At 62.1% G+C, this 13,849-nt stretch carries 17 protein-coding genes; 3 read left to right on the top strand and 14 right to left on the bottom strand.

Features of this window, described 5'->3' with window-relative positions:
• Nucleotides 1–2: 2 nt before the first annotated feature.
• The 6 genes from M653_RS0117535 to M653_RS0117560 all read right to left on the bottom strand — a co-directional run bounded on the left by M653_RS0117535 (nucleotide 3) and on the right by M653_RS0117560 (nucleotide 5,116).
• Complete coding sequence (locus tag M653_RS0117535; RefSeq protein WP_027144518.1) at nucleotides 3–767, bottom strand: YbaY family lipoprotein; 765 nt, start codon at nucleotides 765–767, stop codon at nucleotides 3–5.
• 78 nt (nucleotides 768–845) lie between these two features.
• The gene (locus M653_RS0117540; RefSeq protein ID WP_027144519.1) at nucleotides 846–1,328 is read right to left on the bottom strand and encodes a molybdenum cofactor biosynthesis protein MoaE; all 483 of its coding nucleotides are present in this window, start codon (nucleotides 1,326–1,328) and stop codon (nucleotides 846–848) included.
• A gap of 5 nt (nucleotides 1,329–1,333) precedes the next feature.
• Complete coding sequence (moaD, locus tag M653_RS0117545) at nucleotides 1,334–1,591, bottom strand: molybdopterin converting factor subunit 1 (RefSeq protein WP_027144520.1); 258 nt, start codon at nucleotides 1,589–1,591, stop codon at nucleotides 1,334–1,336.
• Between the two features lies 1 nt (nucleotide 1,592).
• Complete coding sequence (pgsA, locus tag M653_RS0117550; RefSeq protein ID WP_010915213.1) at nucleotides 1,593–2,189, bottom strand: CDP-diacylglycerol--glycerol-3-phosphate 3-phosphatidyltransferase; 597 nt, start codon at nucleotides 2,187–2,189, stop codon at nucleotides 1,593–1,595.
• A 99-nt stretch (nucleotides 2,190–2,288) separates the two neighbouring features.
• On the bottom strand, nucleotides 2,289–4,355 hold the full coding sequence (uvrC, locus tag M653_RS0117555; protein ID WP_027144521.1) for an excinuclease ABC subunit UvrC: 2,067 nt from the start codon (nucleotides 4,353–4,355) through the stop codon (nucleotides 2,289–2,291).
• Nucleotides 4,352–5,116, bottom strand: a complete 765-nt coding sequence (locus M653_RS0117560; RefSeq protein ID WP_027144522.1) for an SDR family oxidoreductase — start codon at nucleotides 5,114–5,116, stop codon at nucleotides 4,352–4,354. Before M653_RS0117560 ends, uvrC begins: the two co-directional genes overlap by 4 nt.
• A 412-nt stretch (nucleotides 5,117–5,528) precedes the next feature.
• Here M653_RS0117560 and M653_RS0117565 point away from each other — a divergent pair, with 412 nt between their 5' ends.
• Complete coding sequence (locus M653_RS0117565) at nucleotides 5,529–6,188, top strand: outer membrane protein (RefSeq protein WP_027144523.1); 660 nt, start codon at nucleotides 5,529–5,531, stop codon at nucleotides 6,186–6,188.
• 165 nt (nucleotides 6,189–6,353) lie between these two features.
• On the opposite strand, the gene M653_RS0117570 is transcribed toward M653_RS0117565, so the two are convergent.
• The gene (locus M653_RS0117570) at nucleotides 6,354–6,950 is read right to left on the bottom strand and encodes a glutathione S-transferase family protein (protein ID WP_027144524.1); all 597 of its coding nucleotides are present in this window, start codon (nucleotides 6,948–6,950) and stop codon (nucleotides 6,354–6,356) included.
• 435 nt (nucleotides 6,951–7,385) lie between these two features.
• Complete coding sequence (locus M653_RS1000000135735) at nucleotides 7,386–7,778, bottom strand: hypothetical protein (protein WP_198028799.1); 393 nt, start codon at nucleotides 7,776–7,778, stop codon at nucleotides 7,386–7,388.
• 642 nt (nucleotides 7,779–8,420) lie between these two features.
• Between M653_RS1000000135735 and M653_RS0117585 the strand changes: the two genes are divergently transcribed.
• Nucleotides 8,421–8,732 (top strand): transcriptional regulator, encoded by a 312-nt coding sequence (locus tag M653_RS0117585; RefSeq protein WP_027144526.1) that lies wholly within the window; start codon nucleotides 8,421–8,423, stop codon nucleotides 8,730–8,732.
• 119 nt (nucleotides 8,733–8,851) lie between these two features.
• Here the strand turns inward: M653_RS0117585 and M653_RS0117590 are convergent, their stop codons facing one another.
• The 6 genes from M653_RS0117590 to M653_RS0117615 form a co-directional block, all read right to left on the bottom strand.
• Nucleotides 8,852–9,688 (bottom strand): DMT family transporter, encoded by an 837-nt coding sequence (locus M653_RS0117590; RefSeq protein WP_027144527.1) that lies wholly within the window; start codon nucleotides 9,686–9,688, stop codon nucleotides 8,852–8,854.
• Nucleotides 9,685–10,266 carry a TetR/AcrR family transcriptional regulator gene (locus M653_RS0117595; protein WP_027144528.1) on the bottom strand — a complete coding sequence of 194 codons (582 nt, stop codon included), beginning with the start codon at nucleotides 10,264–10,266 and terminating at the stop codon, nucleotides 9,685–9,687. Before M653_RS0117595 ends, M653_RS0117590 begins: the two co-directional genes overlap by 4 nt.
• A 134-nt stretch (nucleotides 10,267–10,400) precedes the next feature.
• Nucleotides 10,401–10,853, bottom strand: a complete 453-nt coding sequence (locus tag M653_RS0117600; RefSeq protein ID WP_027144529.1) for a hypothetical protein — start codon at nucleotides 10,851–10,853, stop codon at nucleotides 10,401–10,403.
• A gap of 184 nt (nucleotides 10,854–11,037) precedes the next feature.
• Nucleotides 11,038–11,904: a 23S rRNA (adenine(2030)-N(6))-methyltransferase RlmJ gene (locus M653_RS0117605; protein ID WP_027144530.1), complete on the bottom strand. Its 867-nt coding sequence runs from the start codon at nucleotides 11,902–11,904 to the stop codon at nucleotides 11,038–11,040.
• Nucleotides 11,901–12,512: a hypothetical protein gene (locus M653_RS0117610; RefSeq protein WP_027144531.1), complete on the bottom strand. Its 612-nt coding sequence runs from the start codon at nucleotides 12,510–12,512 to the stop codon at nucleotides 11,901–11,903. The genes M653_RS0117605 and M653_RS0117610 overlap by 4 nt, the downstream gene beginning before the upstream one ends.
• A gap of 18 nt (nucleotides 12,513–12,530) precedes the next feature.
• On the bottom strand, nucleotides 12,531–13,172 hold the full coding sequence (locus M653_RS0117615) for a TetR/AcrR family transcriptional regulator (protein WP_245262195.1): 642 nt from the start codon (nucleotides 13,170–13,172) through the stop codon (nucleotides 12,531–12,533).
• Between the two features lie 136 nt (nucleotides 13,173–13,308).
• Between M653_RS0117615 and M653_RS0117620 the strand changes: the two genes are divergently transcribed.
• Nucleotides 13,309–13,779 (top strand): carboxymuconolactone decarboxylase family protein, encoded by a 471-nt coding sequence (locus tag M653_RS0117620; RefSeq protein WP_027144533.1) that lies wholly within the window; start codon nucleotides 13,309–13,311, stop codon nucleotides 13,777–13,779.
• The last annotated feature ends 70 nt before the right edge of the window (nucleotides 13,780–13,849 follow it).

The raw sequence follows: 13,849 nt of genomic DNA on the forward strand, positions 1-13,849 counted from the left end.
AATCAGCTTGCGGCGCTGAAGCGCAGGATTTCGCGGCCGTCCTTGTCCGATATGGCGAGCTTGCCGGCATCGACAGTATATGACGCCGCGTTGGCCAACGCATCGAACAGGGCTTTTTCCTCGGCCATCACATTGGGCGCGCAGGCTTTGTAGGTCGAACCGATATCGCCGATCGCGATCGCCTGACCCTCGACCTTCGCCGTGGCAAAATAGGTGTTGCAGGGACCGTTGCCACCGGCCTTGCCGGCCTTGCTGATCTTGAAGGTTGCCTGCGGCGCGGTGATGGCGCCAATGCCGTCGACATAGTCGACCACCCAGAGCTGATCAAAGACGGAAGTCACTGGCTCCTTGCTGGGTGCGACCATCTTCAGCATGATGGTCTGTGGCGCGTCGGTCAGCGGATCGAGCTGATGGCGCACATCGGAGATGAACATCAGCCTTCCGTCCACGGTGATCCGGGCCTGCAGCGCATAGGTCATACTCGGTCGGATGACAGAGGGGTCGAATTTGATCTCGAAGCTGATCGGCACCTGGCCGGCGGGCCTGATCTTCTGTTGCCCGATGATTTTGGCGGGCGCGTCCGCCAACGAAACGTCGGCAAGCTCGACGGAAAGCACGGCGCTGGGTGGCAATGCGATGCGCTCGCGATAGATCACCTCGCCCCTCACCGCCTTTTCCGCGGCAAGGGAAAGCTCCGGCACCGCCAGGATGCCGACGACCAGCGGCACTAAGCCGAAGACGAAGAACTCGGCGATCCTGTCCAGCATGACCGTCTCCCTTGCCCAAATCAGTCACGTGACCAGTTGGCAGAAGGATTGCGGTCGTTCCGTGACGCCTGCACGGTATTATTCGGACGACGGCTGCTTCCAGCGCCGAGCTGCCTCGGCGTCGGTTTCCTTGGCATCGACCCAGCCGCCCTCGGAGCCGTCGGTGCGATGCTCCTTCTTCCAGAACGGCGCACGCGATTTGAGATAGTCCATGAGGAAGTTCGCCGCCTCGAATGCCGCATGGCGGTGCGCCGAAGCGGCCACCACCAGCACGATATTCGCCCCCGGCGCGATCTTGCCATGGCGATGTATGACGGTGAGGCCTTGCAGCGGCCAGCGCTCGGTGGCTTCGATTGCGATGCGGCCGATCTCGGCTTCAGCCATGCCTGGATAGTGCTCGAGCTCGAGTGCCGAGAGAGCGCCCTGCTCGTCGCGGCACAGGCCGGAGAAGGTGACCACCGCGCCAATGTCGGCATGGCCCTGCGTCAGCGCGGCGATCTCGGCGGCGACGTCGAAATCCTGGCGCTGAATGCGCACGGTCGGCACCAGGACGGCCGGCATGAGTGTCAGCCCCCGGTCATCGGCGGGAACAGTGCGATCTCGCGTGCGCCCGATATCTTCTCGCGGTGATCGACATGTTCCTGGTTGATGGCGACGCGGATGACATCGGGATATTGCAGCGCGTGTTGGTACCCTTCGCCGCGCGATTGCAGCCAGCGCAAGAGGTCGGCGACCGTCTCGATGCCGGCGGGCAATTCGACATCTTCCTGCGATGTGCCGATCCGTTCGCGAACCCAGGCGAAATAGATGAGACGGGTCGTCATCTCACTCGTCCATGATGTGCTTGAGACCGGCGCGGAAATAGTCGTAGCCGGTGTAGAGCGTCACGAGGGCCGCGATCCACAACAGCACGAGGCCGGTCTGCGTGGTCAGCGGAAAGATCTTGTCACCGGCCGGTCCCGCCAGCAGGAAGGCGATGGCGACCATCTGGATGGTGGTCTTCCACTTGGCAAGTTGCGTCACCGGCACCGAAACCTTGAGCGCCGCCAGATATTCGCGCAGGCCCGAAACCAGGATTTCGCGGCACAGGATGATGATCGCCGCCCACAGCGACCAGCCGGCGATACCGGCATGACGGTCGGTGTCGGCCGCCAGCAGCAAGAGGCAGGTGGCGACCAGCAGCTTGTCGGCGATCGGATCGAGCATCTTGCCGATGTTGGAGGTCTGCTGCCAGGCGCGCGCAAAATAGCCGTCGAAATAATCGGTGACGGACGCCAGCAGGAAAATGACCAGCGCCGACCAGCGGGCGAAGTCGCTCGATTTCAGATGGCCCTCGAGAAAAAAGCACAGCACGACCAGCGGCACCGCGATGATGCGGGCGTAGGTCAGCATGTTGGGCAGGTTAAATGCGCGCTGGGCCATGTCTTCAGAGACTCTTTCTGCCTGCGTACTCAAATCAGAAGCGGATGTAGGGGGTCAACAGGCCAGATTCGACTGGCCAGCTGAAAGTGACGATTTTCTTCAGCTCTCGTGGAAGTGATTGTAGACCAGTTTCGCCACCTGTTCGGAAATGCCGTCGACCTTCCTCAGATCCTCGACTGCGGCACGGCTGACCGCCTTGGCGGTGCCGAAATGCAAGAGAAGCGCGCGCTTGCGGCCGGGGCCGATGCCGGCGATTTCGTCGAGCGGGCTCTTGACCATTTCCTTCTTGCGGCGGGCCCGGTGCGAACCGATGGCGAAGCGGTGGACCTCGTCGCGCAGCCGCTGGACGAAATAGAGAACGGGATCGCGCACCGGCAGCGAAAACGAGTCCCTGCCCTTGACGAAGAAGCGCTCGCGGCCTGCATCGCGGTCCTGTCCCTTGGCGATGCCGATGGCCACGACCCGGTCCTCGATGCCGAGATCCGACAGGATCTTGCGCACCGCCGTCATCTGGCCCTGGCCACCATCGATCAGGATGACATCGGGCCAGGCAGGGAAGCTTCCGGAAATATCGTCTTCGATATCGTCGCCTGAATCCGCCGAGGCAGTCTCGTCGGGAGCAACGTCGCCATGCTCCTTGAGCAGCCGTGAAAAGCGCCGCTCCATCACCTCGCGCATCATGCCGAAATCGTCGCCCGGTGTGATCTCGGTCGAGCGGATGTTGAATTTTCTGTACTGGTTCTTCACAAAGCCTTCCGGCCCCGCGACGACCATGGCACCGACGGCGTTGGTGCCCATGATGTGCGAGTTGTCGTAGACCTCGATGCGCACTGGCGGCTTGGTCAGGCCGAAGGTCTCGGCGAAACCGGCAAGCAGCCGCGCTTGCGTCGAGGTTTCGGCCAGCCGGCGGCCAAGCGCCTCACGCGCATTCTGCAAGGCGTTGTCGGTCAGATCCTTTTTCTCGCCGCGCTGCGGCACCGAGATCGCCACCTTGCGGCCGGCGCGCGTCGAGAGCGCCTCGGCCAGCAGTTCCTGGTCCTCGACGGTCTGCGACAGGAGAATGGCACGCGGTGTCGGCTTGTCATCGTAGAATTGCGCCAGGAACGAGCCCAGCACTTCCGATCCCTCCAGCGCCGGATCGGCCTTGGGGAAATAGGCACGGTTTCCCCAGTTCTGGCCGGTGCGGAAGAAAAACACCTGGATGCAGACCTGGCCGCCCTCCTGGTGGATAGCGAAGACATCGGCTTCGTCGACGGTCGCCGGGTTGATGCCCTGATGGCTCTGCACGTGCGACAGGGCAGCCAGCCGGTCGCGATAGATCGCGGCGCGCTCGAAATCGAGGTCTTGCGAAGCCTGCTGCATGGCAGCCGAAATCTCGGTCTTCACCTTCTGGCTGCGGCCAGACAAAAAATCCTTCGCTTCGGCGACCAGCTCGGCATAGCCGTCATGCGATATCTCGCCGGTGCACGGACCGGCGCAGCGCTTTATCTGGTAGAGCAGGCATGGCCGCGTGCGGTTCTCGTAGAAGGAATTGGTGCAGCTTCTGAGCAGGAAAGCGCGCTGCAGCGAATTGATGGTACGGCCAACAGCGCCGGCCGAAGCAAAGGGGCCGAAATAGTCCCCCTTGCGCGAGCGTGCGCCGCGATGCTTGTAAATGCCGGGCGAGACATGGTCGCCGGTCAAAAGGATATACGGAAACGACTTGTCGTCCCGCATCAGCACATTGAACCGCGGCCGCAAACGCTTGATAAGATTTGCTTCAAGCAGCAGCGCCTCGATCTCGGTGCGGGTGACGACGAACTCCATCGTCGACGTCTCGCGTACCATGCGGCCGATGCGGTTGGTATGGAATCTGCCTTGCGCGTAATTGGTGACACGCTTCTTCAGGCTGCGCGCCTTGCCGACATAGAGCACGTCGCCGGCGGCGTTCATCATCCGGTAGACGCCGGGCGCATTGGGCAGCCGCTTGACCAGCGTCTGGATCACCTCGGCGCCGATCATGCCTTCGGCGTCGCCGGCGTGCGGCGTCCAGTCGATGGCCGTGAAGGCGACATCCGGGCCAACCGGTTCGACGATCTCCTCCAGCGCCTCGTCCTCGAGGTCGATTTCGGGAGGAAGATCATCAGCGCCGCCGCGCGCCTTGTTCTTGTGATCCAAAGGACTCATTCCGCCATGCCTGTCACATCGGGCGTCTGCCATGCAAGATGCTGGCCGCCATCGAGCGCGATCATCTGGCCGGTGACCGAGCGCGTCTCCCAGAGATAGCGGATGGTGGCGCCGAATTCCGGCAATTCCGGGCCGCGCCTCAGAATGAGGCCAGCGACCTGCGCGTCAAAATCCGAATCGTCCTGGCGCACGTTCTTCAGCGTCGGGCCCGGCCCTATCGCATTGACGCGGATGCCGGGTCCGAGTGCCTGCGCCAGCATCTGCGTCTGGGTCCACAATGCCGATTTCGACAGCGCATAGGAAAAATAGCGCGGTGTCGGCCTCCAGACGCGCTGGTCGATGACGTTGACGATCAGCCCCTCCTGCCCTTCCGGCAGGGAACGGGCGAAGTTCCGCGCCAACAGCGCCGGGGTTTTTACGTGAATGGCAAAATGGCGGTCCCAGGCGTGCCAGTCGAAATCTTCCACGGAATCATCGACGAAGAGCGAAGCATTGTTGACCAGCAGCGAAATTGGGCCCAGCGCTGCTTCCGCTTGGCCGACGAGGTCGCTGACGGCGTCCATGTCGGTCAGATCAGCCGCCATCACGGCGGCGCGGCCGCCCGACCGGTTAATCCCCGCGGCCAACGCATCCGCCTCATCGTGCGAGCGATTGGAATGGATGGCGACCGCAAAACCATGGCTGGCGAGGTCCTCGACGATCGCCTTGCCGATCCGTTTCGCCCCACCGGTCACCAGCGCCACGGCAGTGGCTTTGCTCATCTGCTGTCAATCCTCAATTTCGGCCCGAAACGCGATGCCGACGAAATGTGGCCCGGCATGCGTTAAACGGCGTTCGCACCTGGGGCAACATTGTGGCGAAGTGCCCGGTTCGGCATGCCGAGCCCTCTTGGACTCGGAACCATTGGATCGCAATATAGGTCGCTCGACTCCTTGCACCAAGCGGTGTGCAGCACAGCATGAACTTGCTGCTGACATTTCGCTGTTGCGAAGATGCAACGTCAAGGTTCTGCCTCATTCGTGCCGGGGAATGACCCAAGTTCAGGTTCGGTTCAGCCGCATTTTGACACGACATTTGGAACCGACGAACGCCAGATCCGTTTCACCCCCCGGACGGGTCGATGGCGATCGTGAGAAACAAGCCTGTGTCCTGTGGCTTAAGGAGTAAAGAACAATGCAAGCCAATTTTAAATTCGCACGGCCGCTGGCTGTTGCGCTCGGGCTCTTCGCCCTCAGCGGTACCGCTTATGCCGCGGACGTCGTTTCGGAAGAGCCGCCGGCACCCGCTCCGGTTGCCGAACTTCCGGTCGCCTCGTGGGCCGGCCCTTATGCCGGTATCAACCTGGGCTACGGCTTCAGCGGCAAGACCAAGGAAAAGGATTTCGGCGTTTCGACCGATACCAAGGGTTTTGTCGGCAGTGTCTTCGGCGGCTATCAGTGGCAGCAGGAGAACTTCGTGTACGGCGGTGAAGCCGAACTCGGCTACGACGGCGTGAAGGGTGACGACAACGGCATCCACTCCAAGGGCGGCTTCGAAGGCTCGCTGCGTGCCCGTCTCGGCTACGCCGTGACCCCGGAAATCCTGCTTTATGGCACCGGCGGCCTCGCCGGCAGAAGCCTGAAGGTGGAAGACACCGTTCTCGGCGCCAGCGACACCGCCACCATGCTCGGCTGGACCGCCGGCGTCGGCACCGACATCAAGCTGACCGACAACGTGTTCGGCCGTGTCGAATATCGCTACACCGACTTCGGCAGCAAGAGCTTCGAAGGTGGTATTGGCAAGGTCAAGGCGACGGACAACCGCGTCACCTTTGGCCTCGGCATGAAGTTCTAAGTCGTTCAAGCCACGACACGAAAAGCCGGGCCTCGCGCCCGGCTTTTTTTATGTCCGGTCGCTTACAGCATGTCGCGGCGAATAGGATTCGCCCGACCTGCTGTAAGCTTTTGATTTTATGCATGTCGTTGTCCCGGAACCGAGGACACTTCCGGGCGACATGCATTAGGCCGGAACCACGGACTTCAGCTCCGGGAATCTTCCGTCGAAACGCGCCGCCCAGCGGGTCAACCGGCCACGGCCCTTTTCCCATTTGCCGGCGAAACGCAGCGAGAGGTAGCCGAGGCAGGCACGCAACGCCAACTGACCGGCCGTGATCTTCTTCGGCAGTTTTGGCGGATTGGCATTGAGCAGGTCGAGTGCTGCCGTGATCTTCGCCCACTGGCGGTCGAGCCAGGGCTGATAGACCATCTCTTCGGGGCGGGTGCGGCGCTCATAGACCATCGACAGCGCGCAATCGCAGATACCGTCGGCCAGCGCCTCCAGTACTTCCGCTTCCAGACGCCTGTCGGGATTGCGTGGAAACAACGCGTTCTTCGAAATCCGGTTGAGGTGCTGCGTGATGGCGCGGCTGTCGTGAATCGGACGGCCATCGTCGAGCACCAGCACCGGGATCTTGCCGAGCGGATTGGCGCCGATCAGTTCGGCGGGCCTGTCCTCGGTTCTGACCGGCACCTCCTCGAGAGCGATCCCGGCATAGGCCGCGGCCATCCTTACCTTGGAACTGTAGGGAGAGGCGGACGCGTAGAGCAGCTTCGGCATGATCGGTTTCCTGTTTGCGACCGTCCAGTGTTGACCGGACAAACTCTTGCGATCAATCGCCAGAGTGCAAAAAACCAGCGACCAGAAACCCGCCGCGGTTTCCGTCCTGGCATCACGACAAACTGAACCGGCACAATAGGAAGTCAGCAGGCCACGACAGCAAGCCCCCGGGTTTAAACCCCGCGTTCACACGTCACAGGAGCCCATACTTCACAGGCGCCAAAGCGTCGCGCCGAGAACCTTCGCCAACCACCGCGAGGGCGAAAGAGAGTCGGGCGAGCGAGGCAGCCAACCGGCGCCTCGCTTTGCTTGCCCCTCGGCCCCTTCCCGATGCTCAGTCCCGAGGGCTGAACCCGTTGCCGAATATGCTCCGATCCAGAGCGTCAGAGCGTCCTTGCCGCATCCCGAAGGACACGCGACGCCCCAACGATCCGTCTACTTCTTGCCCGGAGCCTTCGCCTTCGCGGGCGCTGCCTTTGCCTTCGGCGCCGCGGCTTTCTTCACCGCCGGCTTGGTCGCGGCGGCGGCTGCCTTCGCAGCTGGCTTGGCCGCCGGCTTCTTGGCCGGTGCCGCTTTCGCTACCGGCTTTGCCGCGGCCTTGGCGGGAGCCGCCTTCTTCGCTGCGGGTTTGGCTGCGGGTTTGGCCGCCGCCTTGGCCGCAGGCTTCTTGGCCGGTGCCGCTTTCGCTGCCGGCTTCGCCGCGGCTTTCGCGGGCGCCGCCTTCTTCATTGCCGGCTTCGCGACGGCCTTTGCCGCTGCCGCAGGCTTCTTCGCCGGTGCCTTGGCCGCGGCGGCCTTCGGCTTGGCGGCAGGCGCTGCTTTCTTCACTGCCGTTGCGGCCTTCGCCGCGACTGCTTTTGCGGGTGCTTTCTTTGCCGGTGCCTTGGATGCCGGCGCTTTAGATGACTGCTTAGCCATGTCATGCCCCTTCACGTTATGCCGATGGCCGTGAATGACCCCGGCGCGCAATGCATATCTGACTCGCGTCTCGCTAGCCAGCGAAGCAATGGTATGATTTTCTCAACTTAAATTTTGGTTGCGATCGACACACAATCACACTCATCACCGGAAAAATCCGCCGTTGATCTTCCGGCGGCGCCAGCAATTTGACACCGGCATTCCCGATGCGAGTTCGCCATGAAGCTCCAAAGATCAGCGAGCAACTTCACGCATGATCTTCGGTCATGAATATCATCACTTGCCGTCTCATCGAGGCGATCATCTTTTGCAAGCGAGCGGTCCATGCGGATCACGAGCGCGATGCGACACCCGATCTGAAGATCACCTTGTCAAGCATGTTGCGAGCATCTGTTTTCTGATTGACAGAATACTCTGTATGGCAGAGTATTCTGTCAGGGGATGTTATCGCGCCTTTGATTTCGGCCGTGCAAAGGCAAGGGACACACCGCTGGCAGGGATTGCCGGGTTACGCGGCGACAGCCCGAGGCTTTGCCGCATTGGAGCTTATTGATGAGCGCCGATGACATTATCCACCAGAGTACGCGGCTCAGGATCATGGCCGTCCTGAACACGCTGGAAAGGCGCGAGGCGCTTGAGTTCACCCAGTTGAAGGCCATGATCGAGACCACCGACGGCAATCTCGGGGCACATCTCGATACGCTGGCCAGAGCTGGCTATGCCGACATTGAAAAGCTCTTTGTCGGACGTCGGCCGCAGACACGGATCAGAGCCACGACGGCCGGGCGGCGGGCCTTTCGCGGTCACATTGCCTTTCTTCGCAAGATCATCGATCAGGCCGAGGCAACGCAGCGCAGAAAATAGCCCTACGGCGAGCGAACGCCTTTGAGCGGTTCACCGTCTCATGATACGGCGAGCCGCCCGTCCGACAATTTTTCCATGGCGGCGGAATCGCCGCGTGCCGGCAGGCGTGTGGGTCTTCATCACGGCTGATAGCCGAGAAAAATGGCGCCGAGCGCGACGACGGCGCAGGCGCTGACTCGCCGGGGCGTCAGCGTCTCGCCGAGAAACAACCGACCGATGAAGGCCGCGAAGACGACGCTGGTCTCACGTATCGCGGTGATCGGACCGGCAGGCCCGAGCGCGAAGGCCGCCACCACCACGCCATAGGCCAAAAGCGCGAACAGGCCGCCGCCCAGCGCCTTCCAGGTTTCCGGTGCCCGTGCATCGACAGCGAGCCTGCCGCGACAGGCGACGAAGGTCGCCGGCAGCAGTGCGCCATAGGCCAGCAGGACCCAGGCGGTGTAGGCGCCGACATTGCCCGCCGCACGAACGCCGATCGCATCGACCATCGCATAGGCGGCGATGATTGCCCCCGTTGCCAGCGCATAGAGGATAGATGTCGTGGTGGCTCTTCCTCGCCCAAGCGAAAGAGCCATGATGCCGCAGCCGACCAGGGCAACGCCCACGGTCTCCAGAGCGGTGAGATGCTGGCCGGCCAGCAGGAACCCGCCGAGCGTGACGAGCAGAGGCACGCTGCCGCGAACAATCGGGTAGACCTGTCCCAGTTCGCCATATCTGTAGGCGGCCACCAGAAACACGCTGTAGCCGACCTGCAGGCAGGCCGAGAGCCCGACATAGGGCCAGGCGGGCGTCGCCGGAAAGCCATTGAAGATTGCAAGGGGAATGGCAAGCGCCGTGCTGGAGAAGCTCATGACGGTGACGGTCCACAATCTGTCGGCACCCGTTCGCAGGAAGGCGTTCCAGCTTGCGTGCAGAATCGCCGCGAACAGCGCGAGCCCGATGACCAGCGGGCTCATTGCGGCCCGCGCGAGGCGGCGATGATGTCCAGGGCAGCCTTGCGGGCGTCGCGGATAGCGGTGTCTCCCTGCCCCATGTGCGCCATCAGGGTCGCACCTTCGATCAGCATCAACAGGGTCGTCGCCGCACTCTCGGCCCGCCCGCGCGGCATCATCTGCTCGAGGATCGACTGCAGGCGCTGCCTGAGGCTATTCTTCTGCCTGGCGACAGCCTTGAACACCGGATGCTGGGGATCGCCGAACTCGGCCAAGGCATGGGCAAACAGGCAACCATGAAAATCCGGTCTGCGGAACCAGCGGCCATGCCAGTCGAAGATCTTCGCGATTTTCTGCTCCGGCGTGGTCCCCTCCCTGGCGAGCCGGTCGAGCTGATCGTCAAAACGCCTGGCGCGATAGTCGAGCACCTCGACGATCAGCTCGTCCTTGCTGGGGAAATGGCGATACATCGTCATCTTGGCCACGTCCGCCTCGGCGATGATACGGTCGATGCCGGTGGAATGGAAACCGGCGCGCTTGAACAGCGCATAGGCCGTTTCGACGACATGCTGGCGTTTGTCGGAAGCAGGTGACGGTGTCATGCGCTAACCAGGTGATGAGACAGGTCTGTCTCACAGTGCAACGGAATGCATCACCTGTCAACGCAGGACATCAAAGCGCCCGCGACCCCTTCAGGCCGCAGGCGCGAAAAAAGATCGGGAAAGAAGAGACGCGTTCAGCGCAGGACGCGGCAGCGGCCGTTATAGACCATCCAGCGATCGAAGCCCGAGACGCAGAACTCGACATTGTCGCCGATCGAGGCAAAGCCCTGGCCTTCCTCGATCAGATAGAAGATCGACCGGTCCCGGCCATCCGACAGGCTGACGGTTGCCCGGCAATAGTGACGGCCAATCGGCCATTCCTCGCTCGCCTGCTCATAGCGGTGCTGGCGAATGTCGCGAAAATCGGTGATGGCGACCTCGGGCAGATGCGGCACGTGATGCACCTGGTAGGAGAACCGATGCGTGATCTTGCTCAGCACCCATGTCTCCCCACAGACGCTGCCATCGTCCTCGGAATAGACGGCAAGGTCAGCCGCATGGACCGCCTGGGTGATACCGAGAGGCGCGGCAAGGGGCGTGCAGAGCGAAATCAGGGCAGCAAGTGCGGATTTGGCGAAGCGAGTCATGGCAGCCTCTCAAGGTCGGTTGCGCGCACTGTGCGGATTCGCTCGACGGCGGTCAAGCGGTTGCCGAAACAATGGTTTCCAGAAACCGGCGCGGGCAGTTGCTGTAAGCAGCAACCCGCGGGTAACGGCGAAGTTCCCTGCGGGCGGATCATGCGGTCGCACGGGGCGCGGCAATCAAATCCAGCTATACCGGCGGCGGGGCCTGCTCGCCGGCCAGCCATTCCATCGACCAATGCGCCGGCTTTTCCACGGCGAGCAATTTGTGCAGTGCCGGCAATATGGTTCGCAGTTCGCCTTCCAGCATGAAGGGCGGATTGACCACCACCATGCCGGTGCCATCGAGGCTGGGTTCCGAAGAGGCCGGCCTGATCTCGAATTCTATGTCGAGGATTTTCGGGATGCCGGATTGCTTCAGCGCTTTCCTGAAGGCGATGATCGGCTTGCGGTTCTTGATCGGATACCACAGCGCGTAGATGCCGTTGGGCCAGCGCCTGTGCGCCTTCACCAGCCCCTCGACGAGGCGGCCGAACTCGCCCTCTTCCTCGAAAGGCGGATCGATGAGCACCAAGCCGCGCTTTTCCTTCGGCGGCAGGTGCGCCCCAAGCGCAAGCCAGCCATCAAGTTCCATCACCTTTGTCTGGAAATCGCCGGCGAATTCCGCCTTCAGCTTCGCGGCGTCTTTCGGATGCAGTTCGATCGCCGACAACCGGTCCTGCTTGCGCAGGAGATTGCGCGCGAGCAGCGGCGAGCCCGGATATTTCTTCACGCCGCCCTCGGGATTGAGCGAGCGCACCGCCGCCAGATAGGGCGCCAGCAGCGCCGCCGCCTTCGCGTCGAACGAGGCATCGATCAGCCTGCCGATGCCGCCCTGCCACTCACCGGTCTTTTGCGCTTCGAGTGACGACAGGTCGTAGCGGCCAATGCCGGCATGGGTGTCCACGACACGAAACGCCTTGTCCTTCTGCTTCAGATAATCGAGCAGGCGCGTCAGCACGACATGCTTGACGACATCGGCAAAATTGCCGGCATGGTAGGCGTGGCGGTAGTTCATGTGGGACCCCTGCCCCAGCGTGGCGGCGGCGGTTGCGAGTTCGGATTTTCTGGCCGGCCGCCACCGGAACGCAGGGATAGCAGGAAGCCGATCAAGCCGACCGCCATTAGCGAAAAGCCTATCGGCCGCGCGCGGGCGTCGATCTCGCCGACGCCGGAACGCAAGACAAGGTCGACCGCTCGCATCGGTATGTCCTCGGCATCGCCCGGGCCGACTGTGAAGAGGTAAGCGCCAGGGCTGACAGTGGCGATCAGGCCGGCCTCGTCGCGAAAGATCTTGTCGGGCAGTTGCGGGCTGGCCTGCCGCGGATTGTCCACATGGTTGAACTGCAGCGTCGAGGCAAGCACAGTGCGGCCATTGGTGGCCGCGGTCAGCGTCAATACCGTGCGCTGCTGCGAAACGATGCGCTCGGCCCTGGCGGTCAGGTCGACCAGCACCCGCACCGGCGCATCGCGATCTTTGAGCGATACGGTCAACGGCGTGAACCGGCCCTGCTCATAGACTCGCCAGGTGCCGATTTCGCGACCGGAAAAATTGGTCATCGCCCAGGGGTAGATGAGACCGATGCCGGTGCCGGAGAGCAGGATCAGGACAAACAGAAAGCGCATCGAAAACCTTGGCTATTTCTACTTCTGCTCGCTATGGCTGCCGCCTTGCGCGGACCTGTCCAGGGTAGCAGTGCGGATCCGCTCCATCTCGTCCAGAAGCATCTCCAGGCCAAGATCGAAGGTTTTGTCGAATTCAGCGGTGCCGAAGTAGCGTCCCGCGGTGGTGATGTTGGGGAAATCGCGCTCAAGCTGCTCGCGGCCGACCGTTGTGACCGCCGACGGGCCCTTTGAGTAACCGGCGGTCTCGTCGAGCACCGCCCCCGACAGATAGTACCCCACCGCACGGAACAGCCTTGCGGCCATTTCTTGATCGAAGCCGCCGTCATTGAACAAACCTACGATGTTGTCGATATAGGCAAGGCAAATGGGCGAATTCATCCGGTAGCTGAGAAAATAGCTCGCGAAGGCCGGATGCTCGCGACCGATACTCCGATAATCCAATACCACCATGCGCATCCTCTGGCGCCATGGCAGATCCGGATCCGGCATCTTCAACGGACCAATCAGCCTGTCGACCAGCGCCTCAAAGAGATGCGCCTGCGAGGGGAAGTGATGATAAATGCTCATTGCCTCGCAACCAAGTGCGGCCGCCAGCTTGCGCATCGAAAAGCCGGCAAGCCCTTCCCTCTCGATCACCTCGAAAGCCGCGTCCTCGATCATCTCGCGCGACAGACGTCCGCGCGCTCTCTTTTTCTTGATTGATTGATCCATTGCGCCGCTTGACAACTTACAGTGTAAGGTTCATTTTCACCGTTACCTTACATCGTAAGGCTAACAAAGACCAGAGGAGAAAACCATGTCGTACCATCGCGTCGTCAAATCCGTGCAGTCTTCATCCAAGCATGTGTTCCTGTTCGCCGCCGCAGCCTGCGTGCTGTCGCTCGGCACCGCGCCGGGCCACGCCGACGACTATGACGCAACCCTCAAGGACATACAGTCGACCATGGGCGGTGTACCGAGCTTTGTGAAGCAGTTTCCCAAAACCGGTCTGCCTGGTGCCTGGGCCGAGGTCAAGGCCATCGAACTCAGCGACAAGACGGTGCTGCCGCCCAAGGTCAAATCACTGATCTCCCTGGCCGTGGCGGCACAGATTCCTTGCACCTACTGCATCTGGTCGGACACGCAGGACGCCAAGCGCGCCGGCGCAACCGACGAGGAGATCCAGGAAGCCGTGGCGATGGCGGCGCTGACGCGCCACTGGAGCACCATCTTCAACGGCATGCAGGTCGATTTCGATACATTCAAGAAGGAAATGGGCGGGCAGTAAGCCCGCCGGCAAGAAGGAAATGGGCGGGCAGTAAGCCCGCCGGCAAGAAGGAAATGGGCGGGCAGTAAGC

The organism is Mesorhizobium sp. WSM3626 (assembly GCF_000513935.1).
Classification (GTDB): Bacteria; Pseudomonadota; Alphaproteobacteria; order Rhizobiales; family Rhizobiaceae; genus Mesorhizobium; species Mesorhizobium salmacidum.